22 protein-coding genes are annotated in these 25,636 nt (G+C 63.4%); 13 read left to right on the top strand and 9 right to left on the bottom strand.

All coding sequences use genetic code 11. The features are described 5' to 3' along the window. Positions 1–197: 197 nt before the first annotated feature. The gene (purL, locus tag M0D68_RS12620; protein ID WP_266224404.1) at positions 198–4,277 is read left to right on the top strand and encodes a phosphoribosylformylglycinamidine synthase; all 4,080 of its coding nucleotides are present in this window, start codon (positions 198–200) and stop codon (positions 4,275–4,277) included. A gap of 134 nt (positions 4,278–4,411) precedes the next feature. Here the strand turns inward: purL and M0D68_RS12615 are convergent, their stop codons facing one another. The 5 genes from M0D68_RS12615 to M0D68_RS12595 form a co-directional block, all read right to left on the bottom strand. Next, on the bottom strand, positions 4,412–5,191 hold the full coding sequence (locus tag M0D68_RS12615; protein ID WP_054042673.1) for a peptidylprolyl isomerase: 780 nt from the start codon (positions 5,189–5,191) through the stop codon (positions 4,412–4,414). Between the two features lie 11 nt (positions 5,192–5,202). Beyond that, complete coding sequence (locus M0D68_RS12610) at positions 5,203–5,517, bottom strand: BolA family transcriptional regulator (protein WP_266210677.1); 315 nt, start codon at positions 5,515–5,517, stop codon at positions 5,203–5,205. 1 nt (position 5,518) lies between these two features. After that, positions 5,519–6,049 (bottom strand): septation protein A, encoded by a 531-nt coding sequence (locus M0D68_RS12605; protein WP_054042677.1) that lies wholly within the window; start codon positions 6,047–6,049, stop codon positions 5,519–5,521. Between the two features lie 274 nt (positions 6,050–6,323). Beyond that, entirely contained in the window at positions 6,324–6,746 is a 423-nt protein-coding gene (gene msrB, locus M0D68_RS12600) for a peptide-methionine (R)-S-oxide reductase MsrB (protein WP_093633779.1), read from the bottom strand. Positions 6,747–6,784: 38 nt separating this feature from the next. Beyond that, complete coding sequence (locus M0D68_RS12595; RefSeq protein ID WP_211701612.1) at positions 6,785–8,341, bottom strand: YdiU family protein; 1,557 nt, start codon at positions 8,339–8,341, stop codon at positions 6,785–6,787. 245 nt (positions 8,342–8,586) lie between these two features. Here M0D68_RS12595 and M0D68_RS12590 point away from each other — a divergent pair, with 245 nt between their 5' ends. The 3 genes from M0D68_RS12590 to M0D68_RS12580 all read left to right on the top strand — a co-directional run bounded on the left by M0D68_RS12590 (position 8,587) and on the right by M0D68_RS12580 (position 13,918). Continuing rightward, a complete protein-coding gene (locus tag M0D68_RS12590) occupies positions 8,587–10,272 on the top strand; it encodes a 3-(methylthio)propionyl-CoA ligase (protein ID WP_266224401.1) in 1,686 nt (561 codons plus the stop codon). A gap of 142 nt (positions 10,273–10,414) precedes the next feature. Further along, positions 10,415–12,499, top strand: coding sequence for a 3-hydroxyacyl-CoA dehydrogenase NAD-binding domain-containing protein (locus M0D68_RS12585; protein WP_266224400.1), 2,085 nt, complete (start codon positions 10,415–10,417; stop codon positions 12,497–12,499). A 240-nt stretch (positions 12,500–12,739) separates the two neighbouring features. Next, entirely contained in the window at positions 12,740–13,918 is a 1,179-nt protein-coding gene (locus tag M0D68_RS12580) for an acetyl-CoA C-acyltransferase (RefSeq protein ID WP_093633775.1), read from the top strand. A 172-nt stretch (positions 13,919–14,090) separates the two neighbouring features. On the opposite strand, the gene M0D68_RS12575 is transcribed toward M0D68_RS12580, so the two are convergent. Then, the gene (locus tag M0D68_RS12575; protein WP_266224509.1) at positions 14,091–14,612 is read right to left on the bottom strand and encodes an LEA type 2 family protein; all 522 of its coding nucleotides are present in this window, start codon (positions 14,610–14,612) and stop codon (positions 14,091–14,093) included. Positions 14,613–14,682: 70 nt separating this feature from the next. Beyond that, the gene (locus M0D68_RS12570; RefSeq protein WP_266224398.1) at positions 14,683–15,060 is read right to left on the bottom strand and encodes a hypothetical protein; all 378 of its coding nucleotides are present in this window, start codon (positions 15,058–15,060) and stop codon (positions 14,683–14,685) included. 178 nt (positions 15,061–15,238) lie between these two features. Here M0D68_RS12570 and M0D68_RS12565 point away from each other — a divergent pair, with 178 nt between their 5' ends. From M0D68_RS12565 to M0D68_RS12540, 6 genes are all read left to right on the top strand, one after another. Then, positions 15,239–16,768, top strand: coding sequence for a PLP-dependent aminotransferase family protein (locus M0D68_RS12565; protein ID WP_266224397.1), 1,530 nt, complete (start codon positions 15,239–15,241; stop codon positions 16,766–16,768). 63 nt (positions 16,769–16,831) lie between these two features. Continuing rightward, positions 16,832–17,134, top strand: coding sequence for a Dabb family protein (locus tag M0D68_RS12560; RefSeq protein WP_200619948.1), 303 nt, complete (start codon positions 16,832–16,834; stop codon positions 17,132–17,134). Positions 17,135–17,142: 8 nt separating this feature from the next. Beyond that, complete coding sequence (locus tag M0D68_RS12555) at positions 17,143–17,628, top strand: PaaI family thioesterase (protein WP_054042689.1); 486 nt, start codon at positions 17,143–17,145, stop codon at positions 17,626–17,628. A 112-nt stretch (positions 17,629–17,740) separates the two neighbouring features. Further along, positions 17,741–18,739 carry an NADP-dependent oxidoreductase gene (locus M0D68_RS12550; RefSeq protein WP_200619949.1) on the top strand — a complete coding sequence of 333 codons (999 nt, stop codon included), beginning with the start codon at positions 17,741–17,743 and terminating at the stop codon, positions 18,737–18,739. Positions 18,740–18,823: 84 nt separating this feature from the next. After that, a complete protein-coding gene (locus M0D68_RS12545) occupies positions 18,824–19,711 on the top strand; it encodes an SDR family oxidoreductase (RefSeq protein ID WP_200619950.1) in 888 nt (295 codons plus the stop codon). 60 nt (positions 19,712–19,771) lie between these two features. After that, entirely contained in the window at positions 19,772–20,731 is a 960-nt protein-coding gene (locus M0D68_RS12540) for an alpha/beta hydrolase (protein WP_200619951.1), read from the top strand. Between the two features lie 20 nt (positions 20,732–20,751). Here the strand turns inward: M0D68_RS12540 and M0D68_RS12535 are convergent, their stop codons facing one another. Both M0D68_RS12535 and M0D68_RS12530 read right to left on the bottom strand, forming a co-directional pair. Further along, positions 20,752–21,597: an NRDE family protein gene (locus tag M0D68_RS12535; RefSeq protein ID WP_200619952.1), complete on the bottom strand. Its 846-nt coding sequence runs from the start codon at positions 21,595–21,597 to the stop codon at positions 20,752–20,754. A 90-nt stretch (positions 21,598–21,687) separates the two neighbouring features. Further along, positions 21,688–22,785, bottom strand: coding sequence for a folate-binding protein YgfZ (locus M0D68_RS12530; RefSeq protein ID WP_200651035.1), 1,098 nt, complete (start codon positions 22,783–22,785; stop codon positions 21,688–21,690). Positions 22,786–22,863: 78 nt separating this feature from the next. Here M0D68_RS12530 and mltG point away from each other — a divergent pair, with 78 nt between their 5' ends. The 3 genes from mltG (at position 22,864) to M0D68_RS12515 (ending at position 25,623) form a co-directional block, all read left to right on the top strand. Continuing rightward, positions 22,864–23,874, top strand: coding sequence for an endolytic transglycosylase MltG (gene mltG, locus M0D68_RS12525; RefSeq protein ID WP_266224394.1), 1,011 nt, complete (start codon positions 22,864–22,866; stop codon positions 23,872–23,874). Beyond that, the gene (gene tmk, locus M0D68_RS12520; RefSeq protein WP_266224508.1) at positions 23,874–24,494 is read left to right on the top strand and encodes a dTMP kinase; all 621 of its coding nucleotides are present in this window, start codon (positions 23,874–23,876) and stop codon (positions 24,492–24,494) included. Before mltG ends, tmk begins: the two co-directional genes overlap by 1 nt. A gap of 94 nt (positions 24,495–24,588) precedes the next feature. After that, positions 24,589–25,623, top strand: coding sequence for a DNA polymerase III subunit delta' (locus tag M0D68_RS12515; protein WP_200651033.1), 1,035 nt, complete (start codon positions 24,589–24,591; stop codon positions 25,621–25,623). Positions 25,624–25,636: the final 13 nt, after the last annotated feature.

Below are 25,636 nucleotides of genomic sequence, written 5' to 3'. Positions count from 1 at the left end.
AGGCTGCTCGCGCCGATCTGGTGAAAGGGCGAATGATAGCAGTCAAAACGGCAGACCGGCCACGCAAACCCCGCCAAAACCCTGGTGCGAGGCCCGTTGGAGGGCCGTTCCCGGGGTATAATCTCGGACTTCCTTTCCGCCTCACGTCGCCTTCACGCGCGACTCATCGGCATCATTAGCGACGCAACGTCAAGTCCATGGCCCACTTCTCGTGTTTCCCCGGCGCTTCGGCCCTTTCCGATTTCCGTCAAACCCGCCTGCTCGAGACGCTTACGCGCATCGACGCCAACATCACCGGCGTGCGCGGGCAGTATCTGCACTTCGTCAATGCGCAAAATCCGCTGTCAGCGGAAGACAACGCGAAGATCGAAGCGCTGATGCATTACGGCGATCCGCTCGAAGAAACCAAAGAGCGCGGCGCGGCCGAAACCTTCCTCGTGGTGCCGCGCTTCGGCACGGTGTCGCCGTGGGCCAGCAAGGCAACCGATATTGCCCACCTCTGCGGTCTCACGCAGGTGCGCCGTATCGAGCGCGGCGTCGAATACACGGTCACGCTGAAAAGCGGTCTGCTGGGCGGCAAGAAGGCGCTCTCCGACGAAGCCCGCGCGGCCGTCGCCGCAGCGCTGCACGACCGCATGACCGAAAGCGTGGCGCCCTCGCGTGACCACGCGCTGCATCTGTTCGACGAACTGCCGGCCAAGCCGCTGCAAACCGTCGACGTGTTGAGCAACGGCCGTGGCGCGCTGGAAGTGGCGAACACGGAACTGGGCCTTGCGCTCGCGGACGACGAAATCGACTATCTGGTCGACGCTTTCACGAAACTCGGCCGCAACCCGACCGACGTCGAGCTGATGATGTTCGCGCAGGCCAACAGCGAACACTGCCGTCACAAGATCTTCAACGCGGACTGGACGATCGACGGCGAGAAGCAGGACATCTCGCTGTTCAATATGATCCGCAACACGGAAAAGCTGAACCCGCAGGGCACGATCGTCGCGTATTCGGACAACTCGGCGATCATGGCGGGCGGCGTGGCTGAGCGCTGGTTCCCGCGCGCGCCGGCTGAACCCGGCGCGCTGCCCGAACACTATCGCCGTAACGTCGAACTGACGCACACGTTGATGAAGGTGGAAACGCACAACCACCCGACCGCGATCTCGCCGTTCCCGGGCGCCTCGACCGGCGCGGGCGGTGAAATCCGCGACGAAGGCGCGACGGGCCGCGGCGCGCGTCCGAAGGCGGGTCTGGCGGGCTTCACGGTGTCGAATCTGGAGTTGCCGGATGGCGTCGAAGCATGGGAAAACGCCCGTGACGCCGCGCAGCCGTTGGCGCACCGGAACCCGGACGACAAGCACGAAGCGTATGGCCGTCCTGACCGCATCGCGTCGCCGCTGCAAATCATGATCGACGGCCCGCTCGGCGGCGCTGCGTTCAACAACGAATTCGGCCGGCCGAATTTGGGTGGCTATTTCCGCGCATACGAGCAGAACGTTGCAGGTCTGGTGCGCGGTTATCACAAGCCGATCATGATCGCCGGTGGCATCGGCAATATTTCGGATCAACACACGCACAAGCACGATCTGCCGGAAGGCTCGCTCCTGATCCAGATCGGCGGCCCGGGTATGCGTATCGGCATGGGCGGCGGCGCTGCCAGCTCGATGGCGACCGGCACCAACACAGCCGAACTCGACTTCGACTCGGTCCAGCGCGGCAATCCGGAAATCGAGCGCCGTGCGCAAGAAGTGATCAACGCGTGCTGGCAACTCGGCGAGAAGAACCCGATTCTGAGCATTCACGACGTGGGTGCGGGCGGTTTGTCGAACGCCTTCCCGGAGGTGGTGGACGGCGCCAGCAAGGGCGCGATCTTCGATCTGCGCAAGATCCAGCTGGAAGAGAGCGGTTTGTCGCCGCGTGAAATCTGGTCGAACGAAGCACAGGAGCGTTACGTTCTGGCGATTGCGCCGGCTGATCTGCCGGCCTTCCAGGCCATGTGCGAGCGCGAGCGCTGCCCGTTCGCGGTGGTCGGCACGGCTACGGCCGAACGTCAGTTGAAGGTGATCGACTCCGAATCGAACAGCGACACCGCACACGAGCCGGTCGACATGCCGATGGAAGTGCTGCTCGGCAAGGCGCCGCGCATGCATCGCGACGTGAAGCGCGTCGAGCAGAAGCTCGAGCCGGTGGATGTCACCGGCATCGCGTTGTCGGAAGTGGCGGTCAGCGTGCTGCGTCATCCGACGGTTGCCAGCAAGTCGTTCCTGATCACGATCGGCGACCGTTCGGTGGGCGGCACAACCGCGCGCGACCAGATGGTCGGGCCGTGGCAAGTGCCGGTGGCCGACGTCGCGATTACGACGATGGACTACGCAGGCTTCCGTGGCGAAGCGATGACCATGGCCGAGCGTACGCCGCTCGCTGTGATCAACGCGCCGGCGTCGGGCCGCATGGCGGTCGGCGAGGCGGTCACCAACATCGCGGCGGCGCCGATTGCGTCGCTCGATAAGCTCAAGCTGTCGGCCAACTGGATGGCCGCATGCGGCGCAGCAGGCGAAGACGCCGCGCTGTACGACACGGTCAAGGCCATCGGCATGGAACTGTGCCCGGCGCTGGGTATCAGCATTCCGGTGGGCAAGGATTCGCTGTCCATGCGCACCAAGTGGGAAGACCGTGGCGTGGCGAAGGAAGTCGTCGCGCCGGTCTCGCTGATCATCTCGGCATTTGCGCCGGTCGAAGATGTGCGTAAGCACCTCACGCCGCAACTGCGCAGCGCAAGCGGCGCGGGCGACTCCGTGCTGATCGCGATCGACCTTGGCCGCGCCAAGCATCGTCTGGGCGGCAGTATCCTCGCGCAAGTCACACAGCAGGTTGGCGACACGGTGCCGGACGTCGACGATCCGCAAGATCTGAAGCGTTTCTTTACCGCGATCCAGTCACTCAATAGCGACGGCAAGCTGCTCGCGTACCACGACCGCTCGGACGGCGGCCTGTGGGCGACGGTTTGCGAAATGGCGTTTGCGGGTCACGTGGGCGTGTCGCTCAACGTCGACATGCTGGTGCTCGATCCGAACCATGAATCCGATTACGGCGATGCGAAAGACTGGGCGAAGCAGACCAGCGGCCGTCGTGAAGACCGCACGATCCGCGCGCTCTTCACCGAAGAACTTGGCGCCGTGATTCAGGTGCGCGCAGCGGACCGCGACGCGGTGCTGGGCGCATTGCGCGAACACGGTCTGTCGGCGTGCTCGCACGTGATCGGCAAGATCAACGATCGTGACACGATCGAAATCTATCGCGACGCGAAGAAGATCTACGACGCGCCGCGTACCGAGTTGCATCGTGCGTGGAGCGAAGTGAGCTGGCGTATTTCGCGTCTGCGCGACAACCCGGCGTGTGCCGATGCCGAATACGACGCGCTCTCCGATGCCGCCGATCCGGGCATCTCGCCGGTCCTCACGTTCGATCCTTCTGAAGACGTCGCCGCGCCGTTCATCGGCAAGGGCGCACGTCCGCGTGTCGCGATCCTGCGTGAGCAAGGCGTGAACTCGCACCTCGAAACGGCTTATGCATTCGACCGCGCCGGCTTCGACGCGCACGACGTGCACATGAGCGACCTGCTGGCCGGCCGCGCCAACCTGGCGGATTTCGCCGGCGCGGTGGCGTGCGGCGGCTTCTCATACGGCGACACGCTGGGCGCCGGTGAAGGCTGGGCGAAGGCGATCCGTTTCAACTCGCAACTCGCCGATATGTTCGCTGCGTTCTTCGGCCGCGAAGACACGTTCGCGCTGGGCATCTGCAATGGCTGCCAGATGATGAGCAGCCTCGCTTCGATGATTCCGGGCGCGGAAGCCTGGCCGAAGTTCACCCGTAACAAGTCGGAGAAATTCGAAGCGCGCTTCTCGCTGGTCGAGGTGCAGGCTTCGCCGTCGATCTTCTTCTCCGGCATGGAAGGCTCGCGCATTCCGGTGGCGATTGCGCACGGCGAGGGTTACGCGGACTTCTCGCAGCAAGGCGATGCGTCGAAGGTAGCGGTGGCGATGCGTTACGTCGATCACCGTGGGCAGGCAACGGAGCAGTATCCGTTCAACCCGAACGGTTCACCGGACGGCATCACGTCGGTCACGACGCCTGATGGCCGCTTCAGCGTGCTAATGCCGCACACCGAGCGCGTGCATCGCGCGGTGCAGATGAGCTGGCATCCGGAAGGTTGGGGTGAGGGCAGCACGGACGCGAGCCCGTGGCTGCGCGTGTTCCAGAACGCACGCCGCTGGCTGGGTTGATGATGCGACGGGGGCCGCCGCTCGTCGCGGCGGCTCCCTCGCTGTAGCAGAAGGGAAGTAAAGCAGAACCCGCAGAAACAAAAAAACCGCCCGAGGGCGGTTTTTTTATTCCAACGCAGCAGCGCAAAAACCGCTTACTGAATCTTCGCGTTCTTACGCAGACCTTCTTCGAACGCCTGCAGCTTTTCCTGCTGGATCTGCTGCACGATTTGCGGACGCACTTGTTCCAGCGGCGGCGGCGTGATGTTGCGCACGTCGTCGACACGGATGATGTGCCAGCCGAATTGTGTGTGAACCGGCGTGTCGGTCATCTGGCCTTTCTGCAGATGCGTGGCCGCGTCCGCGAATTCAGGTACATAGGCCTTCGGGTCCGACCAGTCCAGGTCGCCGCCGTTCTTGCCCGATCCCGGGTCCTTCGAGAATTGCTTGGCGAGGTCTTCGAAGCTTGCGCCGGCCTTGATCTTGGCGATCAGATCCTTCGCTTGCTGTTCATTGTCGACCAGGATGTGATGCAGGTGATATTCCTTGCCGCCCGCGTCCTTGATCAGCGCGTTGTAACGCGCGGTGACTTCCGCGTCAGTCGGCGTGTTGTTCTTCACGAAGTCTTCGATCAGCGCGCGCAGCACGACGGTTTGTTGCGCGACGGCGATTTGCGCCTTGATGTCCGGACGATTCGGCAGGCCACGGCGCAGCGCTTCCTGCATCAGGATCTCGCGGTTCACCAGCTCTTCGCGCACGGCCATTTGCAGTTGCGGCGTGTTTTGCTGGCCTTGATGAACCAGTTGATCGATCAGCGCGTCAGCGCGTGCTTTCGGAATCGGCGTGCCGTTCACGACGGCGATGTTCTGTGCGAATGCAGGTGCGGCTGCAAATGCAGCCAGCAATACCCAAAGGCGGGTTTTCTTCAAGGTCATCGAAAGGTTTCCTAGCGGGGCAACAAAGCAAATTCTTCGGGCGTATACGCCGTGATTGCAAGGGCGTGAATGCCGCGCTGCATGGCATCGGCCAGCGCATCATACACCATGCGATGCCGCGCCACGCGGGCTTTCCCGGCGAATGCGGCAGCCACGATCGTGACAGAGAAATGACCGCCGGCGGACGCGCCGGCGTGGCCCGCGTGCTGCGCGCTGTCATCCGTGATCTGGATCGAGGCGACCGGCGCGAGCGCCGCGGTAAGACGCGCCTCGATCAGCGCGGCGCGCTCGGCGGTCGTGGCGTGCATGAACACATCGCTCGTCATGTCATTCTTCCTTCATATACTTCGACAGCCACAAACTCTGCCCGACGATGAATACCACCAGACACCCGGTGGCGCCGAACAGCTTGAAATTGACCCACTGGTCGGTCGTGTAGTTGTACGCGACGAACAGGTTCACCAGTCCCAGCAGCACGAAGAAAATCGCCCAGACGATGTTCAGCTTGCCCCAGATCGCGTGCGGCAGCGTGATCTGCTTGCCCATCATCGCTTCGATCAGGTTCTTGTTGAAGGCCAGTTGCGAGACGATCAGCGCGACCGAAAACGCCCAGTACAGCACGGTCGGCTTCCATTTGATAAACGTGTCGTTGTGCAGCACGAGCGTCGCGCCGCCGAACACGGTGACGACGCCGAGGCTCACCCACAGCATCGGATCGACCTTGCGGTGGCGGAATGCCACCCACGCGATCTGCACCAGCGTGGCGACGATCGCCACTGCCGTCGCCGTAAAAATGCCCCAGATCTTGAAGGCGACGAAGAACAGGATGATCGGGAACAGATCGAACAGGAATTTCATTATCTGGTCGGGAATTCGGAGAGTGGGTTGGAGAGTCGGAGAATTGGGGACGCGGCGCGGGGCGTTCGGTGGCAGGGATGCTGCAGAAACTCGTCGCGGCAGCCGGGAACAGCGCATTGCGCTGTTCGTAGCATGATTGCCGTGCCGGGTCGACCGCCGGCTGACCGCTGGGGTGACCGGATTGCAAGCCGGATGAAGGGTGTCGCGGCCGGCGCGTGCCTGACGACAGACGCTGGCCGCACATCATTCAACGGGCGCCGGACGCCGCGCTGCGTTACTTGGGCTCGAATTGTAACGCAGCCGAATTGATGCAGTAACGCAGACCGGTCGGCGCCGGTCCGTCTTCGAACACATGGCCCAGATGCGCGCCGCAGTTCTTGCACTGCACTTCGATGCGCAGCATGCCGTGCGTGCGGTCGGTTTTCTCGGCGATCACTTCGCCGTTGATCGGCTTGAAATAGCTCGGCCAGCCGCAGCCGGCGTCGAACTTGGTGTCCGATTCGAACAGCGGCGTGCCGCAACAGACGCAGTCATAGATGCCGCGGTCCCAGTGATCGTGATAGCGGCCGGTGAAGGGGCGCTCGGTGGCCGCGTGGCGCGTCACCTGGTATTCGATGTCGGAGAGCTGATTGCGCCACTCGGCGTCGTCTTTCTGCACGGCGGGGGCGCCAGTGTTGAGGTCGTCGGGCTTGTTCATGGTCGGGGTTCCTGTCTCAAGATTGTTTTGGGGGCTCGTCACGAAGAGCAACTCACTTCCAGCGAGCTGGCCCAATCCGGCGGCAGCCCCGCATACGCCTCGTTTTCCGGTTGCTCGTCGAACGGGCGGCGCAGGACGGCTGCCAGGCGTTCCACTTCGGAGAAGTCCTTCTCTTTCGCCCGGCGGATCGCCGTTTCTGCCAGATGATTACGAAGTACGAATTTGGGGTTCACACGGTTCATTGCAATGGCGCGCGCGGCGTCGTCGCGTGTTTCTTCGGACAGTCGCGCGCGGTAGTCGTTCACCCACGCGTCGAATGCGGCGCGGTCGAGGAACAGGTCGCGCACTGGCGCGTCGCCGCTCGCATCGTGCTTCGAAATACGCGCCAGATTGCGGAACGTAAGCGTGAAATCCGCACGGTTGGCGTGCATCACTTCGAATAGACGGTTGATCAGGGTGTCGTCACCATCGCGCTCGCTTTCGAGGCCGAGCTTGGCGCGCATGCGTTTCTCCAGCGCCGGCGCGAACCGCTCCTTGAAGCCGCCGAGCACGCGCTGCGCGTCTTCGATCGCCTTCTCGCCGCGCACGCTTTCTTCATGCTGGACGCCCAACAGCGGCAGCAGCCCTTGTGCGAGGCAAAACAGGTTCCAGTACGCAATCTGCGGCTGCATCTTGTACGCGTAGCGGCCTTGCGAATCCGAGTGATTGCAGATGTAGCCGGCGTCGAAGCCGTCCATGAAACCGAACGGGCCGTAGTCGATCGTGAGACCGAGAATCGACATGTTGTCGGTATTCATCACGCCGTGGCAGAAGCCCACGGCTTGCCACTCGACCATCAGATCGGCGGTCGAATTCACGGCTTCATTCAGCAGCGCGAGATACGGATCGTCGGTTTCGCGGCAATGCGGATAGAACCGCTCGATCACGTGATCGGCGAGCGCGCGCAGTGCATCGACGCGGTCGTTCGAATAGAAATGCTCGAAGTGCCCAAAGCGCACGAAACTCGGCGCGACGCGCGTGACGACCGCCGCGGTCTCGACTTCCTCGCGGCGCACCGGCTGGTCAGAGCCGATTACGCACAGCGCGCGCGTGGTCGGAATGCCGAGGTGATGCATGGCTTCCGAGCACAGATATTCGCGGATCGACGAACGCAGCACCGCGCGGCCGTCGCCCATGCGCGAATAGGGCGTGCGGCCCGCGCCTTTGAGCTGCAGCTCGAAGCGCCGGCCATTGTGTTCGACTTCGCCGAGACCGAGCGCGCGGCCGTCGCCGAGCTGGCCCGCCCACACGCCGAACTGATGCCCTGAATACACCGACGCATACGGCAGCGCTTCGGAAGGCCATTCACGCGTGGCGTTGCCAGAGAACAGTTCGGCGAAGCCCGGATCATTCTGGAGCCCGGGCTCTAAACCGAGCAACGCGGCGGTCTCTGCGGAGAACCCGACCACGTACGGCGCACTCAGCGGCGCAGCCGGCAGCCGCGTCAGAAACACGCTGCCGAGCCGCGCGAATGCGCTTTCGGGCGAGGTGATCAGTGCGTCGGAAAGAGCCGCTAAAGGCCCGGATAACCCTGCAATGCTTGGGGAAAACGACATGTTGAGCGCCTCTGGATTAACCGATATTGTAAGTCCGCGCCCGCGGCGGTGCTGGCCGGCTGTCAGTCCGAGGTTTGGCCGGACACGCGCCTGCGTGCCGGACGTCTCCTGCCGGAGCGCTTCCGCGCCGCTTCAGAGCACGTCGCGCGACCGGCCGGAGCGTCTCTTGCGGACCCACCGAAGCGTCGCGCGCGGCCCCCGAGCTACACCCAAACGACGCAAACAAGGCGAGGAGACCTCTCTTTATGACGACGCCGCTGCTTGGCCAGATGATGGACGTGCCGCTCACCGTGTCCTCGTTGCTCGCGCATGCCGCGCGGCATTTCGGCGACACCGAGATCGTGTCGCGGCGCATCGAAGGCGACGTGCATCGCTACACCTACCGCGACTGCGAAAAGCGCGCGAAGCAGCTGGCGCAGGCGCTGATCGCGCTTGGCGTCGAACCCGGCGAGCGGGTGGCCACGCTGGCCTGGAACGGCTACCGGCATCTGGAGGCGTATTACGGCACGACAGGATTCGGCGCCGTGTGTCACACGATCAATCCGCGGCTCTTCCCCGATCAGATCGCTTACATCATCAACCACGCCGACGACGCCTACGTACTGTTCGACACCACGTTCGCACCGCTCGTCGATGCGTTGGCACCGCAGTGCCCGAAAGTGCGCGGCTGGATCGCACTGGCCGACGAAGCGCATCTACCGACGATGCAAACGCCGGTGCTGAGCTACGAAACCTTGGTGGAAGCGCAGGACGGGAATTACGACTGGCTGGCTATCGACGAACGGCAGGCCTCCTATCTTTGCTATACATCCGGCACCACCGGCAACCCGAAAGGCGCGCTGTATTCGCACCGTTCGACAGTCCTGCACGCGTTCGGTGCATCGCTGCCCGACGCGATGAGCCTGTCCGCGCGCGACTCCGTGCTGCCGGTCGTGCCGATGTTCCATGTGAACGCCTGGGGCATTCCGCATTCCGCGCCGCTGACAGGCGCGAAGCTGGTCTTTCCCGGCAAGGATCTCGACGGTAAATCGCTGTATGAATTGATGGAAAACGAACGCGTCACGTATTCGGCCGGCGTGCCGACCGTGTGGCTCGGCTTGCTCAACTATCTGCGCGAAGCCAAGGTGCGTTTTTCTTCGCTGAATCGCACGGTGATTGGCGGCTCGGCCTGTCCGCCAGCCATGCTGCGAGCTTTCGAAGACGAATACGGCATACAGGTGATCCATGCATGGGGTATGACGGAAATGTCGCCGCTCGGCACCTTGTCGAAACTGACGTGGGAACAGAGTCAGCGACCCCTGGCAGAGCAGCGCAAATTGCTCGAAAAGCAGGGTCATGTGCTGTATGGCGTCGATATGAAGATCGTCGGCGAAGACGGGCGCGATCTGCCGTGGGACGGTGTGGCGTTCGGCGATCTGCACGTACGCGGCCCGTGGGTGATCGACCGGTATTTCCGCAAGGACGATTCGCCGCTGGTGGACGGCTGGTTCCCGACTGGCGACGTCGCCACCATCGACCGCGATAGTTTCCTGCACATCACGGATCGCTCGAAAGACGTGATCAAGTCGGGCGGCGAGTGGATCAGTTCGATCGACATCGAAAACGTCGCGATCGCGCACCCGGCGGTGGCCGAAGCCGCGTGCATCGCCTGCTCGCATCCAAAATGGACCGAACGGCCGTTGCTGGTGATTGTCAAGCGTGCGGGTTTCGAGGTGACACGCGAGGAACTGCTCGCGTTCTACGACGGCAAAGTTGCCAAATGGTGGATTCCCGACGACGTCGTCTTCGTCGACGAACTCCCGCATACGGCCACCGGCAAGCTGCAAAAACTCAAACTGCGCGACATTTTCCGCGACCACATCCTGCCGTCCGCGCTCGAAGACGAGAAGGATTGCCCCCTGACTCCGCTTGCCAGGGGAAACCCCGTCTAACGATAAATTGAACGAGCGTGCTTTTTTGTGTATTCTGCCTGCTGATCCCGGGGAAATCGGCGCTAAAGTCGGACAATGAGCCGACTCGATCAACCGGACAGGCGGCGCGCCATGCGCCGCCTCATCGCACGGAGGCAGGCAGATGGCAGTGGACTACACAACTCATGACGGCGTGGCCGTCATCACGCTGAACAATCCCCCCGTAAACGGGCTCGGCCTTTCGACTCGAGCCGGCATCGTCGAAGGGATCGAGCGCGCGCAGAACGATCCGGCCATCAAGGCGATCGTGCTGACGGGCGCCGGCAAAGCCTTCTCAGGCGGCGCCGACATCACCGAATTCAATACGCCGAAAGCGACTCAGGAACCGACCCTCCATACGGTTATCAACGCCGTCGAAGGCAGCGCCAAGCCGGTTATCGCCGCGATTCATAGCGTCGCGATGGGCGGCGGGCTGGAACTGGCGCTCGGCGCGCACTACCGCATCGCCGCACCCGGCGCGCAGATCGCGCTGCCGGAAGTGAAGCTTGGCATCCTGCCGGGCGCGGGCGGCACGCAACGTCTGCCGCGCGCAATCGGCCTTGAAGCCGCGCTCAACATGATTGTCTCCGGCGCGCCCGTGCTGTCGGAAAAGCTCGCCGATTCGGGCCTGTTCGACGAAGTCGTGGAAGGCGATCTGGCCGAAGCCGCGCTCGCGTTTGCCCGCAAGGTCGGCGCGAAAACGGGCCCGCATCCGAAGGTGCGCGACCGCAAGATCGAGCATCCGAATGCCGCCGGTTTCATCCAGTTCACGCGCAATACGGTCGGGGCGATGGCGAAGAATTTCCCGGCGCCGCTGAAGTGCATCGACGCGGTGGAAGCGGGCGTTCAGAACGGTTTCGACAAGGGCCTCGCGTTCGAACGCGAATGCTTTATCGCGCTTGTGCAGACGCCGGAAAGCCATGCGCTGCGTCATGCGTTCTTCGGCGAACGCGCTGCGAGCAAGATCCCTGACGTGCCGTCGGACACGCCGGTGCGCGACATCAAGCAGGTGGCCGTGATAGGCGCCGGCACGATGGGCGGCGGCATCGCGATGAACTTCATCAACGCGGGCGTTCCGGTCACGCTGCTGGAAACCAAGCAGGAAGCGCTTGATCGTGGCCTCGGCACGATCCGCAAGAACTACGAAGCCACCGTCAAGAAAGGCAAGCTCAAGCCCGAGGCGCTGGAACAACGCATGGCCTTGATCACGCCGACACTCTCCTATGAAGACCTGAAAAACGCCGACCTGATCGTCGAAGCGGTGTTCGAAGAACTCGGCGTCAAGGAGCAGGTGTTCAAGCGTCTCGACGAAGTGGCGAAGCCCGGCGCAATCCTGGCCTCGAACACGTCGACGCTGGATGTCGACAAGATCGCCGCTTTCACCAAGCGTCCGCAGGACGTGGTTGGCATGCACTTCTTCAGTCCCGCCAACGTGATGAAGCTGCTCGAAGTGGTGCGCGGCAAGGACACGGCGAAAGACGTGCTCGCCACCGTCATGAAGCTCGCCAAGAAGATCAAGAAGACCGCGGTGGTCTCGGGCGTGTGCGATGGTTTCATCGGCAACCGGATGATCGAACAGTACGTCCGTCAGGCGCTCTTCATGCTCGAAGAAGGCGCATTGCCCGCGCAAGTGGACAAGGCGATCGAGAAGTTCGGCTTCGCGATGGGCCCGTTCCGCATGAGCGACCTGGCCGGTAACGACATCGGCTGGGCGATCCGCAAACGCCGCTATCAGGAACATCCTGACATGCACTACTCGAAGATCGCCGATCGTCTGTGCGAGACAGGGCGTTTCGGGCAGAAGACCGGTGGCGGCTGGTACGACTACAAGGCGGGTGACCGCACTGCGTATCCGTCGAAAGTGGTCGACGAGATGATCACGTCGTTCTCGAAGGAAGCCAACGCCGAGCGCCGCAAGATCAGCGACGAGGAAATCGTCGAGCGTCTTGTTTTCGCGCTCGTTAATGAAGGCGCGAAGATTCTCGAGGAAGGCATTGCGTCGAAGGCGTCGGATATCGACATGGTCTATCTGACTGGCTACGGCTTCCCGCTCTATCGCGGCGGTCCGATGCTGTACGCGGATACGGTCGGCCTCTACAACGTCGAGCGCGCGATTCGCCGCTATGCGTCGCGCCCGAATGGCGATGCGTGGCAACTGGCGCCGAGCATTGCGGAGCTCGCGGCAAAGGGCCGGGGGTTCAACGGCTGAAGCGCCGCCGCTCAGGCGTAATGAGTGAAATGAATGAAGTGGGGCGACTGAGCGATCTGCCAGCGCGCCCGCCATCACTAGCCAACTTGCATGGACCCGAGTAAGAGCTTTGCATGAGACCCGAGTAAGCGCTAAAGCGCCAACTCGGGTCGACAGCTAGAGCACCAACTTGGGCGACCGCTTTGCATGGGACCCGAGTAAGCACTAAAGCGCTAACTCGGGTCGACATAGGAGAGATGTATGACTGATGCCGTAATCGTATCGACCGCCCGTACGGGCCTCGCCAAATCATGGCGCGGCGGTTTCAACATGACGCACGGCGCGACGCTCGGCGGGCATGTGACGCAGGCCGCTGTCGAGCGCGCGAAGCTGGACCCGGCGCGCATTGAAGACGTGATCATGGGCTGCGCGAATCCGGAAGGCGCGACGGGCATGAACATCGCGCGCCAGATCGCACTGCGCGCCGGTTTGCCGGTTAGCGTGCCGGGCATGACGGTGAACCGTTTCTGTTCATCCGGTTTGCAAACCATCGCACTGGCCGCGCAACGCGTGATTGCCGGTGAGGGCGATGTGTTCGTCGCGGGGGGCGTGGAATCGATCTCGTGCGTGCAGAACGAGATGAACCGCCACATGGTGACCGAAGGCTGGCTCAGCCAGAACAAGCCGGAAATCTACTGGTCGATGTTGCAGACCGCCGAGAACGTCGCGAAGCGCTACTCGATCTCGAAGGAGCGTCAGGACGAATACGGCGTGCGCTCGCAACAGCGCGCCGCGGCCGCACTCGAAGCCGGCAAGTTCAAGGACGAGATCGTGCCGCTGACGGTGCTGGCCGGCGTCGCCGACAAAGCGAGCGGGCGTCTCTTCACGAAGGAAGTCACGGTCAGCGCCGACGAAGGCATTCGTGCCGACACGACGCTCGAAGGCGTGTCGAAGATTCGTACCGCGATGCCGGGCGGCGTGATCACCGCAGGCAATGCGAGCCAGTTCTCGGACGGCGCGTCGGCTTGCGTCGTGATGAACGCGAAGGTCGCGGAGCGCGAAGGACTGCAACCGCTGGGCATTTTCCGCGGCTTTGCGGTGGCCGGTTGCGAGCCGGACGAGATGGGCATCGGCCCGGTGTTCGCGGTGCCGAAGCTGCTCAAGCAGGCGGGCCTGAAAGTCGAAGACATCGACCTGTGGGAGCTGAACGAGGCGTTCGCGGTGCAGGTGCTGTATTGCGCCGACAAGCTCGGCATTCCGCAAGACCGTCTGAACGTGAACGGCGGCGCGATCGCTGTGGGCCATCCGTATGGCGTGTCGGGCGCGCGTTTGACCGGCCATGCGCTGATCGAAGGCAAGCGGCGCGGGGCGAAGCTGGTCGTCGTGACGATGTGTATCGGCGGCGGTCAGGGTGCGGCGGGTTTGTTCGAAGTAGTTTGATCAGGCGCGAAAGCGGGCTTGATTAAAAGCGGGTGTCGTGTGGTTCGGTGCGATGGGATGTGCAGGCATTGAATCCACAGCACCCGTTTTTTATTCGCGTGGGTCGGGCTTGTTTTGGTATTGGGCATGCGTGGCCAGCATCAACTGGCGGCGCGGCCCGGCCCGGTTCACATCAGGGCAACGCCATACCGAGCGCCGGCAGGCTCAACGTCCCTTGATCGACGAAACGTGTCGTACTTGTCAGCCCGCCCGCAAGCTTGCCACGCAGGATGTACGGAATCTGTCCCGACTGCGCGGCGCCAGCGAAGGCGAATGCCTGGCGAACCGCGGCAAAGGCGGGCACCGTCAGCGGTACGTTGACGACCGTTTCGCCGAAGCGCGGCACGGTGCCGCTCTGATCGCTGACGCCGCTGGCGAACGGCTTGCCGTTCAGTTCGAGCGCAAGCGACACGCCGTCGAAGTTGACAGCGGATTCATTGGGGTTCTGTACGCGTAGTTTGACGTTGAAGCGCATTTCCAGACCCTGACCATCGACCGGTTCGATGCCGGCCACGCTCACGCGCAAAGGGTCGCCGCCGAACAGACCGACGCAGCCGTTGAGCGCCAGCGTGATGACGGCGAGGATCGCGGCCAGACGGGCGTAACGGGCATAACGGGCGTCGGGGCGGGACAGCAGTACGCGGAAGAAGGGCATGACCGGCACCTCGAAGGAAGCGGCTTGGGTCATGCATTGTAGCGGGCCGTTGTGCGCCGGTAGCGACGCTTCAGGTGGCGCGCTGCGGCCGCGTTTTCACGAGGCTCGTCAGCTTGCGCACGGCTTGGCTGATGGAGCGGTGCCATTCGTGTTCAGCGCGCCATGGCTCGACGACGAACACGGCGGATTTTGCATGCGCTGTGCTGATCGACACGATGCCGCGCTGTGGCGTGACATAGCGTTCGCCTTCGTGCAGCGTGACCGACGTGACCGGCACGGCGTCTCCGAGCAACGCGAGAGAATGATCGCGAAAGGCGAGTTGCAGATCACCTTCGACGGCCACGATCGAGGTTCGTGCGCGCAGATCGTGCACGGCCATCTGACCGCCGGCAACGTGCGAGGTGGTGGCATCGTGAGGTAAACCGGTGCGAGGCTGAGTGAGGGGCATGACCGATTCCTTTAAACCGTTTTCATGCCACACAGCTTATTGAGTCCGTCCAGGTGAAAACAGGCGCAATAATGGACAATGTGAACCGGTACAAGGCGAGGTTTAAACGTGCTGTATCGGTTGGAATCTCGCGGATGTGTATCTGTCGCCACGCCCTAACTATCCGCACCATCGGCTCATGAGCACTTCTACCTCGATACCCGACGCACAAGCGGCAACGTGCACGGAAGCGTCGCCCGCCGACGGCCGCCCCCCGGATGGCCGCCCCCTCTACCGCCAACTGGCCGACCAATACCGCCGCGCCATAGATAACGGTGTGCTGCGTCCCGGCGACCGCATGCCGTCGATGCGCGCCTTCATGCAGCGGCACGGCGTGAGCCTCGCAACCGCGACCGAGAGCTATCGAACCTTGGAACGCGCGGCGCTGATCGACGCCCGGCCGCGTGCCGGTTATTTCGTGCGCGCCCGTCAAACGGCGGCGCTGCCCGCGGCAACCGAGCCCGATCTTGCCGTCGCGCCCGGCGCCGCGCAGTTCGTCGGTATCCATTCGGCGATTTCGGCGATCGTGTCGAAATTCCAGCGCTATCCCGACGCGCTGAATCTCGGCGGTGCCACCGCATCGCCCGATCTTTATCCCACCGACGCTTTGCAGAAAGCCGCACTGCGCGCTTTGCGCCGACGGCCGACCTTGCTGACCGCAGCCGGACCCGATCAGGGCGATCCTGAACTGCGCGCCATCATCGCGCGCCGTGCGCTCGACGCCGGCATCCAGATCGGCATGGACGATGTGATCATGACCCACGGCGGCATCGAAGCCGTGAACCTGGCCTTGCGCGCGGTCACGCAGCCGGGCGACACGGTCGCGGTGGAATCGCCGTGCTTCTTCGGCTTGCTGCAGGTGCTCGAAAGCCTCGGCCTGCGTGCGCTCGAAATTCCGGCCAGTCCGACCACCGGCATTGCCATCGAAGCGCTGGCGTTCGCACTGCAAACGCATCCCGACATCAAGGCAGTCGTGGTCGTGCCGAATCTGCAGAACCCGCTCGGCAGCGTGATGCCCGACACGCACAAGGCGCAGATCGTCGAACTCTGCGCGCGAGCGGGCATTCCGCTGATCGAAGACGATCCCTACCGCGAACTCGCCGACGCCGCGCAGCCGCCCAGATCGCTGAAGGCCTGGGACACCGACGGCACGGTGATCCATTGCACGTCGTTCAACAAGACGCTCGCACCTGGCATGCGGGTCGGCTGGATCAACGGCGGACGCTGGCATCCGCGCATCGGCATGCTCAAGTTCGCGCAATCGCGCCATAACGAGCAGTTGTCGCAAGTCGTGCTCGCCGAATTTCTGGAAACGAATGCGTATGAACGACATCTGCGGCGTTTGCGCGACCGTCTGCGGATTCAGCGCGAACGGATGGCCGCAGCCATCGCCGCTTCGTTTCCCGAGGGCACACGCTTTACGCCGCCGGGCGGGGGCATGTTTTTCTGGATCGAGCTGCCGCGTGACGTGTCATCGGCTGCTTTTTTCGATGCGGCTCTGGACGAAGGCATTCGCGTGATGCCGGGCACGGTGTTTTCGAACGCCGGGCGCTTCGATCATTTCATTCGCCTGAGTTGCCCGAGTACGGATCTCGATGAGGCCGATGACGCGGTGCGCAGGTTAGGACGTCTGGCGGCACGTAGGGTGGCGCATGCGCGAACGCCGTAGCGGTTATGATTTCCTGCTGTGCCGAGTCCTGGCCCCACGAATTGAATCGAAGAAGGTGATTCTGTGATCCGTCATATTGTGATGTGGAAACTCAAAGAACACGCCGAAGGTGCGTCGCGTGCTGAAAACGTCCTGAAGCTGAAAGAAAAACTTGAAGGCTGCCGCGACATTGTTCCGGGCATGCTCAAGCTCGAAGTGGGCATCGCGGCACCGGGCCTCGAATCGACCTACGACATCGTGATGGTGTCGGACTTCGCCGACAAGGCCGCGCTCGACGCTTATCAGGTCCATCCGAAGCACCAGGCGCTGAAGGGCTTCACCGGTGCGGTGCGTGAATCGCGTGAATGTGTCGACTACGAAATCTGAAATCCGCAATGACCGACTCATCCTCATCCAAAGCGAGCAGCGCGACGCTGCCCGAAAGCCCGTTCGTCGACCGGCTCGGCGCGCAGTTGTTGTCGGCGGCGGACGGCGCCAGCGAAGTCGTGTTGCCGCTGCAACCCGATCACATGAACACGTGGGACGTCGCGCATGGCGGCGTGACCATGACGCTCGCCGACGTCGCGCTCGCGATGGCCGCGCGCAGTCTGGCCGGTGACGGCGTCGGCGTGGTCACCGTCGAGATGAAAGTCAACTTCATGCAGCCGGGCCGCGGCGAATTGCGCGCCACCGGCCGCGTGCTGCACCGCTCGACCACCATGGCCTATTGCGAAGGCGAGATCCGCGACAGCGAAGGCCACTTCGTCGCCAAAGCACTCGGCACTTTCAAATACATGCGGCGCCTCGCCGTGGGCCGCGACGTGACGCAACAGCGTCTGCGCAGCGACCCTTCGGCGAAACCCGGTCCAAGCGACGGTTAATCACCGGACGAATAGCGTGCGTGTCGAGCGCCGCGCGCTGACTCCTCTTTTGCAGACGCTGTTGGTTCGAACTATTCGCCGATCACATCGGTAACTCATGGAGACGATCGTCATGCCCCAGATCAACCGTCAACTCGTGCTGGCTTCGCGTCCGCAAGGCGCTGTTACGCCCGATAACTTCAAGCTCGTCGAAACGCCGCTGGCGCCGCTTGCCGAAGGCGAATTCCGCGTGCGCAATCACTTCCTGTCGCTCGACCCGTATATGCGCGGTCGGATGAACGACAGCAAGTCGTACGCAGCGCCGCAGCCGCTGAACGAAGTGATGATCGGCGGCACGGTGGGCGAAGTGGTGGAGTCGAAGAATCCGAAGTTCGCGGTCGGCGATAAGGTCGTCGCGATGTTCGGCTGGCAGGAGTACGGCACCTCGAATGGTGCGGGCGTGCAGAAGGTCGACGATACGCATGTGCCGTTGTCGGCCTATCTCGGCCCGGTCGGCATGCCCGGCGTCACTGCCTGGTACGGCCTGAACAAAATTATCGTGCCGAAGGCGGGTGACACGGTGGTGGTCAGCGCGGCGAGTGGCGCCGTGGGCAGCGTAGTCGGGCAACTGGCGAAGCTGGCCGGCGCGCGTGCGGTCGGTATCGCGGGCGGCGCGGATAAGTGCCGCTATGTGGTCGAGACACTCGGCTTCGACGCCTGCGTCGACTACAAGGCCGGCAATCTGTATCAGGAGCTGAAAGCGGTGACGCCGGACGGCGTAGATGGCTACTTCGAGAACGTCGGCGGCGAAGTGCTCGACGTGACGCTTGCGCGCATGAATGCGTTCGGCCGCATCGCGTTGTGCGGGTTTATTGCGGGCTACGATGGCCAGCCGATGCCGCTCAAGCATCCGTCGCTGATGCTCACGCAGCGGCTGCTGGTACAGGGCTTCATCGTCAGCGAGCATATGGATGTGTGGCCGGAAGCGCTCAAGCAGCTCGGCACGCTGGTCGCGCAGAAGAAGCTGCAATATCGCGAGACCATCGCGCAAGGGCTCGATGCGGCGCCCGAGGCGTTTATCGGTCTTCTGAAGGGCAAAAACTTCGGCAAGCAGCTCGTCAAGCTGATCTAAGCTCGGCGGTCGTCGAGCCGCGCATGCGAGATGTCGATGGCGTCCAGCCGATAATCCCCGACCGCTAAATCCAGGAGAGGAAGGATGTTCGAATTTGAAGGCAAGGTGGCGGTGATCACCGGTGCGGCAAGCGGTTTCGGCCGGGCGTTCGCGGAGAAGGGCGCGTCGCTCGGCATGAAGCTCGTGCTGGCCGATGTGAATCCCGAGGCGCTCGCGCAAACCGTCGACGCATTGCGCGCCGGCGGTGCGGAGGCGATTGGCGTGCCGACCGACGTGTCCGACGCCGCCCAGGTCGAAGCGCTCGCGCAAGCGGCGCTCGATGCCTTCGGTAAAGTCCATCTGCTATTTAACAATGCGGGCGTGGGCTCGGGCGGCTTCCTCTGGGAAAGCACGGCGAACGACTGGGCGTGGGTGTTCAACGTCAACGTGATGGGTGTCGCGCACGGCGTGCGCGCCTTCACGCCGATCATGTTGCGGCAGAACGAACCCGCGCATATCGTCAATACGGCGTCGGTGGCGGGGTTGTTGTCGCCGCCTGCGATGGGTATCTACAACGCCTCGAAGCATGCCGTCGTGTCGTTGACGGAGACGCTTTACCACGACCTGCAGCTGGCGCAAGCCGGGAGTACGGAGGGCGGCACAGTCGGCTGTTCATTGTTGTGCCCGGCCTTCGTGCCGACCGGCATCGCCGATGCGGAACGCGCGAGGCCCGCGGATTTGCGCAACGATAGCAGGCCGACCCGCTCGCAGATCGCCGCCGGCAAGCAACTGCAACGCGCGGTGCAATCGGGCAAGCTGACCGCGGCCGACGTCGCCGAGATCACGTTCGAAGCGATCGCGGCGCGGCGTTTCTACATCGTCACGCATCCGGGCATCATGGCGACGGTGAAGCTGCGTCATGAGGACATCGAGCAGTTGCGTAACCCGACTGATCCGATGTCGCTGAAGCCCGAAGTGAAGAACGCAGGCTAGGTGCTGTTTTCTCACTTTTGATCCACTAACCTTCGCCGCCCACGCGCCACCCGACGCCCAATGCCGCTGAACCCGAAAATCGAGCAGGTGCTCGACATGATCGCGCGCGCGAAACGCCCGCAGCTTCACGAGTTGACTCCACAACAGGCGCGCGCGTCCTACGAAAAAAGCGCGCCGATTCTGGAGATTGCGAGTGCGCCGATGTTCGCGATCGAAGATCTGCGCGTGCCGACGCGCGACGGCGCGACGATTCGCGCACGGCTTTATCAGCCGGTCGAGCCGAGTTGGGCCGAGCCTGCGCCGGCGCTGGTGTATTACCACGGTGGCGGTTTCACGGTTGGCAGTGTCGATACGCACGATGCGCTGTGCCGGATGCTCGCGCGCGACGGACGTTGCACAGTGCTGTCAGTTGATTACCGGCTCGCGCCCGAGTACAAATTTCCCACCGCCGTTGAAGACGCATTCGATGCGTTGACCTGGCTGCACGCGCATGCAGCGGAGTACGGCATCGATGCGGAGCGGCTAGCGGTGGGTGGCGATAGCGCGGGTGGAACGCTGGCAACGGTGTGCGCAGTGCTGGCACGCGACGCGGGCATCAAGCTCGCGCTGCAATTGTTGATCTATCCGGGTACCACGGGTTATCAGCAAACCGATTCGCACTCGCGCCTCGCCAATGGCTTCCTGCTGTCGGGCGACACGATTCAATGGTTCTTCGACCAATACGTGCGCGATAAAAGTGACCGCGACGACTGGCGTTTCGCGCCGCTCGACGGCACGCGCGGCGCACCTGATTTCGGCGGCCTTGCGCCGGCATGGATCGCGACCGCCGAATACGATCCTTTAAGCGACGAAGGCGATGCGTATGCGGAGAAACTGCGCGCAGCGGGCAACCGGGTCACGCTGAAACGTTACCCGGGCATGATTCACGAGTTCTTCAAGATGGGTGGCTACGTAGCCGAGGTCGCAGAGGCGCATGCGGATGCCGCCGCGGCATTGCGGGTGGCGTTTGGCGTGGAGTAATCGCTGCTGCTGGTAGCGCCTCAGGCGATCTCGCGTTCAACATTGAACGCGAAGCTGCGCTCGAAGTCTCCGGGCCGCACGATCCGATGCGAGCCGTTGTCATCGCTGCGTTCGGCGGCCGCTACGCTGATCACCTCGCCATGCGCCACCACGCGCACCGCGGTCGTGCCGCGCGTGCCGTACTCCGGCGTTTCGATAAACGCCGCCGACAACGCCCGCTCCCGTTCGAGCGGAATACCGGTGGACGGCAATTCATCATCGCGTGCGAGGTGCGGATCGCGCATCAGATCGATCAGGCGCTCGAGCGGCGGCATCGCATCACGCGCAAGCATGGCGCCCAGTTCCGCGCGCTTTTTAACCAGCTTCGGCCAGGCGGTATCGAGCACCGCGTTCGAGATACCGTGCGTGCCGGACTCGAGCAGTGTGGGCGCGGTGTTCGACCGGTTGCAGTACCAGCCGAGTTCGCGGCGCGTCCAGTCGCCAACGAGCAGATTGAAGCCGTTGTAGATGTCACCGGTTTGCGCGACGTGTTGCAGATAGTCGAGCGGCGTTTCGTGCGTGCCGTTGTGCGAGTCTTTTGCCGAGGCACTGAGCCAGTCGCTGACAAGCGTGCCGCGGGTCGGCGCATCGGCGCGCATTTCGTGCGGCGCGCGGTAATTGGTCAGCGCGGCGAAGCGGCCATCGCGCGACATGCCGAGCCACGTGCCGCCGCCCACCAAATCGCGTCCGGCCAGCACGGTCGGCGCGTCATGCCACCAGCCGATCGGTTCGGCCGTGCGGCGAAAAAATTCGTCGCGATTCGCGGTGAGCGTGAAGAGCGGTCCGTCGACCGCATCGGGCCGCCAGTCGAAAACGATCAGGCACATCGGGTGGAGTCTCCCGGTGGGGACGGTGGAGGAACAGAGACAGATGCCATGAAAAAGCGGCGCTCGATTGCGCCGCTCGGGTTGGGGCGTTTAAACCTCAGTCGGCAACCCATACGGCAACGCGAGGAATGTCAGCACCGGACCCTCCGCCGCGCCCAGATGCACCGTGCCGCCTTCGAGCGCCGCCAGCTTGATCTCCACCAGCACGTCGACACCACCTTCCGGCGCCGACGCCGCATTCACCACCATACCGCACGGCTGGCCGGGATCGGCCGAGTGGAACAGTTCGGCACCGGCCTTGACCGTCTCCAGTTCGCCCGTCACGTTCGCGAGCGAGGTACGCCGCTTGATCGTGCCGCGATACTGGCTGCGCGCCACCACTTCCTGACCCGGATAGCAGCCTTTGCGGAAATTGACCGCGCCGAGCACGTCGAAGTTGACCATCTGCGGCACGAACTGCTCGACCACCGGTTGCGTGATGCGCGGTTCGCCCGCGCGAATGTCGAGCCAATCCCATACCGCCGGCGACACGCGCTTGAGCTTTTCGTCGAGCAAGGGCAGGCGCGCCTCGACCGCGGCCTTCGGGCCAACCCACAGATAGCGCAGCCGGCCCAGCGCATCCGGAACGCGAATCAGCGACCCCGCCGTGCCGTCCACCTGGACGTGCACGCCGTCGGGCAACGCGTCGAACACACCGGAAAGCGCTTTGCGCACGTCGCCCGCCAGACCCACCACCGCCAGTTCGCCGCTCGCATCAACCAGCTTGGCCTTGGCGCGCAGAACGAACATGGACAGCCGTTTCTGCACGGCGGCCTGCACGTCCTTCGACACCAGCAGGCGGATCGTCTCGCCGGTGCGCCACGTCAGGAACGACGCCAGCAGCCGGCCCTTGGCCGAGCAATAGCCCGCGAGGCGCGCATTGGCGGCGTCGAGATGCTGGGTGTCGTTGGTCAACTGGCCGTGCAGGAAGCTCGCTGCGTCGTCACCGGTTGCGTCGATCACGCCGAACTGCGTCAGCGGCATGTAGGCGCCTTGCCCGATGACAGCGTCGAATTCGTCAGCGGCGGGGCGCGGCAAGACTGGAAGTCGGACGGGCGCGGAAGCCTGTGCCGTGGCGGCGGTACCCGTGTGAGCAACTGCGGGCGCAACTGAAGGCGTGCCTGAAGCGGTAGCGAGCGGTGTGTTCATGGATTCCGGGAACAGTCAATTCTGACTTTAGCTAAGGCAAACAAGTATTATATGAGGTCCAACCCAGCCCAGTTTCGCATGACCCTTCTGAAGAAATGTTTCGTCGCCGGCTCAATCGTCATTGTGCTGGCCGCAGCCGCAATCGCAGGCGGATATCACTGGGCCACCAGCCCACTCGATTTGACCCCCGCGCAACTCGATGTCACCGTCAAGCCGCACAGCAGCCTGCGCAGCGTCACGCTGCAGCTCAACCGCGGCGGCGTGCCGGTCGAGCCTGAGCTGTTCGTTATCATGACGCGGCTGCTCGGTCTGCAAAGCGACCTGAAATCGGGCAACTACGAGTTCAAGACGGGCATCACGCCGTACGAAGTGCTGCAAAAAATCGCCCGCGGCGACGTCAACGAATACGTGGCGACCATCATCGAAGGATGGACCTTCAAGCGCATGCGCGCCGAGCTGGACGCCAATCCGGCGCTCAAGCACGACACGGCCGGCATGAGCGACACCGATCTGATGAACGCGATCAACGCGCCGGAAGCTCCGATCGGCAACGGCGAGGGGCTGTTTTTCCCGGACACCTATCTGTTCGACAAGAACACCAGCGATCTGGACATCTATCGCCGCGCGTATCGTCTGATGCGGCTGCGTCTGGACGAGGCGTGGACCGCGCGTGCGCCGAACCTGCCGTACAAGACGCCGTATGATGCGTTGACGATGGCGTCGATCATCGAAAAGGAAACCGGCAGGAAATCGGACCGGCCGATGGTGGCGGCCGTGTTCGCGAACCGTCTGCGCGTGGGCATGCCGCTGCAAACCGACCCCACGGTGATCTACGGCATGGGCGACAGCTACGCCGGCCGCATCAGGAAGAAAGACCTGCAGACCGACACTCCCTACAATACCTACACCCGGATGGGGCTTCCGCCAACGCCCATCTCGCTGCCCGGTGTCGCATCGCTGCAGGCGGCGATGAACCCGGCGCAATCCACCGCGCTGTACTTCGTTTCGCGCGGCGACGGGAGCAGTATCTTTTCTGACACCCTCGGCGATCACAACAAGGCCGTGGACAAATACATTCGAGGGCAATGATGGCGCGGGGCAAATTCATCACGTTTGAGGGCATCGACGGTGCCGGCAAGACCACCCATCTGGGCTGGTTTCGCGAACGCCTCGAAGAGAAAGTCGCGAGCACCGGCCGCTCGGTCGTCATGACGCGCGAGCCGGGCGGCACGTCGCTCGGCGAACAGATCCGCGAAATCGTGCTGCATCAGAAGATGGACCTCGAAACCGAGGCATTGCTGATGTTCGCGCTGCGCCGCCAGCATCTGGCCGAGGTGATCGAGCCGGCGCTTGCGCGCGGCGACTGGGTGCTGTCCGACCGCTTCACGGACGCGACCTTCGCGTACCAGGGCGGCGGCCGCGGCCTGCCGCGCGACAAGCTGGAAACGTTGGAGCGCTGGGTGCAGGGCGGTTTTCAGCCGGACCTGACGGTGCTGTTCGACCTGACGCCGGAGGTGGCCAGCGAACGGCGCAGCGCCGCGCGCGATCCGGATCGCTTCGAAAGCGAGTCGGAGGCATTTTTCAACCGCACCCGTGCCGAATATCTGCGCCGCGCGGAAGAAGCGCCGTACCGGTTCGCTATCATTGACTCTTCGCAGACCATCGCACGAATTCAGAAGCAGCTTGAAGAATTGATTGCAGTTATTTGATTTTAAAAGAATATAGTCCTGAGTTATGACGGATGGCGAAGTTCGTGTTATGTCTCATAAAATGTCGTCAACCGATTGATTTAAAAGAGAAACAATGATTTATCCGTGGCAAGCCGATGACTGGAACCGCCTGCAGCAGTTGCGTGGGCACTGGCCGCATGCCCTGCTGCTGCATGGCCAGGCGGGGATCGGCAAGCTGCGCTTTGCGCAGCACCTCGCGCAGGGGCTTTTGTGCGAAGCCCAGCAGGCCAACGGTGAGCCGTGCGGCGCCTGTGTCGCCTGCAACTGGTTCACGCAGGGCAATCATCCCGACTACCGGATCATCGTGCCCGAGGCGCTGGCCGCCGAAGCCGGACTCGCCGGCGCCGCGGACGAAAAAGCCGAAAAGGCCGACGGCGATGAAGGCAAGAAAACGCGCGCGCCCAGCAAGGAAATCAAGATCGAGCAGATTCGTGGCTTGCTCGATTTCGTCGGCGTCGGGTCGCACCGTGGCGGTGCGCGTGTGGTCGTGCTTTATCCCGCCGAGGGGCTGAACATCGCCGCGGCCAACGCACTCCTGAAAACGCTCGAAGAGCCGCCGGCCGGCGTGGTGTTTTTGATGGTGTCGGCGCGCGTCGACCGCCTGCTGCCCACCATCATCAGCCGTTGCCGCCAATGGCCGATGACGATGCCCGCGCCGGAAGTCGCCACGAAGTGGCTCGCCGCGCAAGGCGTCGCCGAAGCGCCAGTGCTGCTCGCCGAAGCCGGCGGTGCGCCGCTCACGGCCCTCGCTCTCGCGAGTGACGAGAACCGCACGCTGCGCGACTGGACCTTGAAGCAACTGGCCGCCGGCGCCGATTGCGACGCCTTCGCCTGCGGCGAGGCGCTGCAGAAGCTGCCGGTACCACTCGTGCTCGGCTGGCTGCAACGCTGGATGTACGATTTGCTGGCGCAGCGCACGGCCGGCGCACCGCGTTATTTTCCGCAGGCGTCGACTGCCTTGTCGCGCTGTGCGTCGCAAGCCGATGCCAGCGCATTCGCGCGCTTCATGCGCACCGTGACGCGCCAGCGCGCTGTCGAGAACCATCCGCTGAACGCGCGGCTGGTGTTCGAAGAACTGTTTATCGGCTACCGCGAGCTGTTTGCATAAATCAACTTGGGTG

Origin of the sequence: Paraburkholderia sp. SEWSISQ10-3 4, from assembly GCF_030464785.1 — a bacterium.
GTDB lineage: Bacteria > Pseudomonadota > Gammaproteobacteria > Burkholderiales > Burkholderiaceae > Paraburkholderia > Paraburkholderia aspalathi.
This window is presented reverse-complemented; position numbering and strand designations above follow the sequence as displayed.

Coding starts and splice junctions, on each gene's coding strand:
- purL (WP_266224404.1), top strand. CDS start 198: ATGGCCCACTTCTCGTGTTTCCCCGGCGCTTCGGCCCTTTCCGATTTC.
- M0D68_RS12615 (WP_054042673.1), bottom strand. CDS start 5,191: ATGACCTTGAAGAAAACCCGCCTTTGGGTATTGCTGGCTGCATTTGCA.
- M0D68_RS12610 (WP_266210677.1), bottom strand. CDS start 5,517: ATGACGAGCGATGTGTTCATGCACGCCACGACCGCCGAGCGCGCCGCG.
- M0D68_RS12605 (WP_054042677.1), bottom strand. CDS start 6,049: ATGAAATTCCTGTTCGATCTGTTCCCGATCATCCTGTTCTTCGTCGCC.
- msrB (WP_093633779.1), bottom strand. CDS start 6,746: ATGAACAAGCCCGACGACCTCAACACTGGCGCCCCCGCCGTGCAGAAA.
- M0D68_RS12595 (WP_211701612.1), bottom strand. CDS start 8,341: ATGTCGTTTTCCCCAAGCATTGCAGGGTTATCCGGGCCTTTAGCGGCT.
- M0D68_RS12590 (WP_266224401.1), top strand. CDS start 8,587: ATGACGACGCCGCTGCTTGGCCAGATGATGGACGTGCCGCTCACCGTG.
- M0D68_RS12585 (WP_266224400.1), top strand. CDS start 10,415: ATGGCAGTGGACTACACAACTCATGACGGCGTGGCCGTCATCACGCTG.
- M0D68_RS12580 (WP_093633775.1), top strand. CDS start 12,740: ATGACTGATGCCGTAATCGTATCGACCGCCCGTACGGGCCTCGCCAAA.
- M0D68_RS12575 (WP_266224509.1), bottom strand. CDS start 14,612: ATGCCCTTCTTCCGCGTACTGCTGTCCCGCCCCGACGCCCGTTATGCC.
- M0D68_RS12570 (WP_266224398.1), bottom strand. CDS start 15,060: ATGCCCCTCACTCAGCCTCGCACCGGTTTACCTCACGATGCCACCACC.
- M0D68_RS12565 (WP_266224397.1), top strand. CDS start 15,239: ATGAGCACTTCTACCTCGATACCCGACGCACAAGCGGCAACGTGCACG.
- M0D68_RS12555 (WP_054042689.1), top strand. CDS start 17,143: ATGACCGACTCATCCTCATCCAAAGCGAGCAGCGCGACGCTGCCCGAA.
- M0D68_RS12550 (WP_200619949.1), top strand. CDS start 17,741: ATGCCCCAGATCAACCGTCAACTCGTGCTGGCTTCGCGTCCGCAAGGC.
- M0D68_RS12545 (WP_200619950.1), top strand. CDS start 18,824: ATGTTCGAATTTGAAGGCAAGGTGGCGGTGATCACCGGTGCGGCAAGC.
- M0D68_RS12540 (WP_200619951.1), top strand. CDS start 19,772: ATGCCGCTGAACCCGAAAATCGAGCAGGTGCTCGACATGATCGCGCGC.
- M0D68_RS12535 (WP_200619952.1), bottom strand. CDS start 21,597: ATGTGCCTGATCGTTTTCGACTGGCGGCCCGATGCGGTCGACGGACCG.
- M0D68_RS12530 (WP_200651035.1), bottom strand. CDS start 22,785: ATGAACACACCGCTCGCTACCGCTTCAGGCACGCCTTCAGTTGCGCCC.
- mltG (WP_266224394.1), top strand. CDS start 22,864: ATGACCCTTCTGAAGAAATGTTTCGTCGCCGGCTCAATCGTCATTGTG.
- tmk (WP_266224508.1), top strand. CDS start 23,874: ATGGCGCGGGGCAAATTCATCACGTTTGAGGGCATCGACGGTGCCGGC.
- M0D68_RS12515 (WP_200651033.1), top strand. CDS start 24,589: ATGATTTATCCGTGGCAAGCCGATGACTGGAACCGCCTGCAGCAGTTG.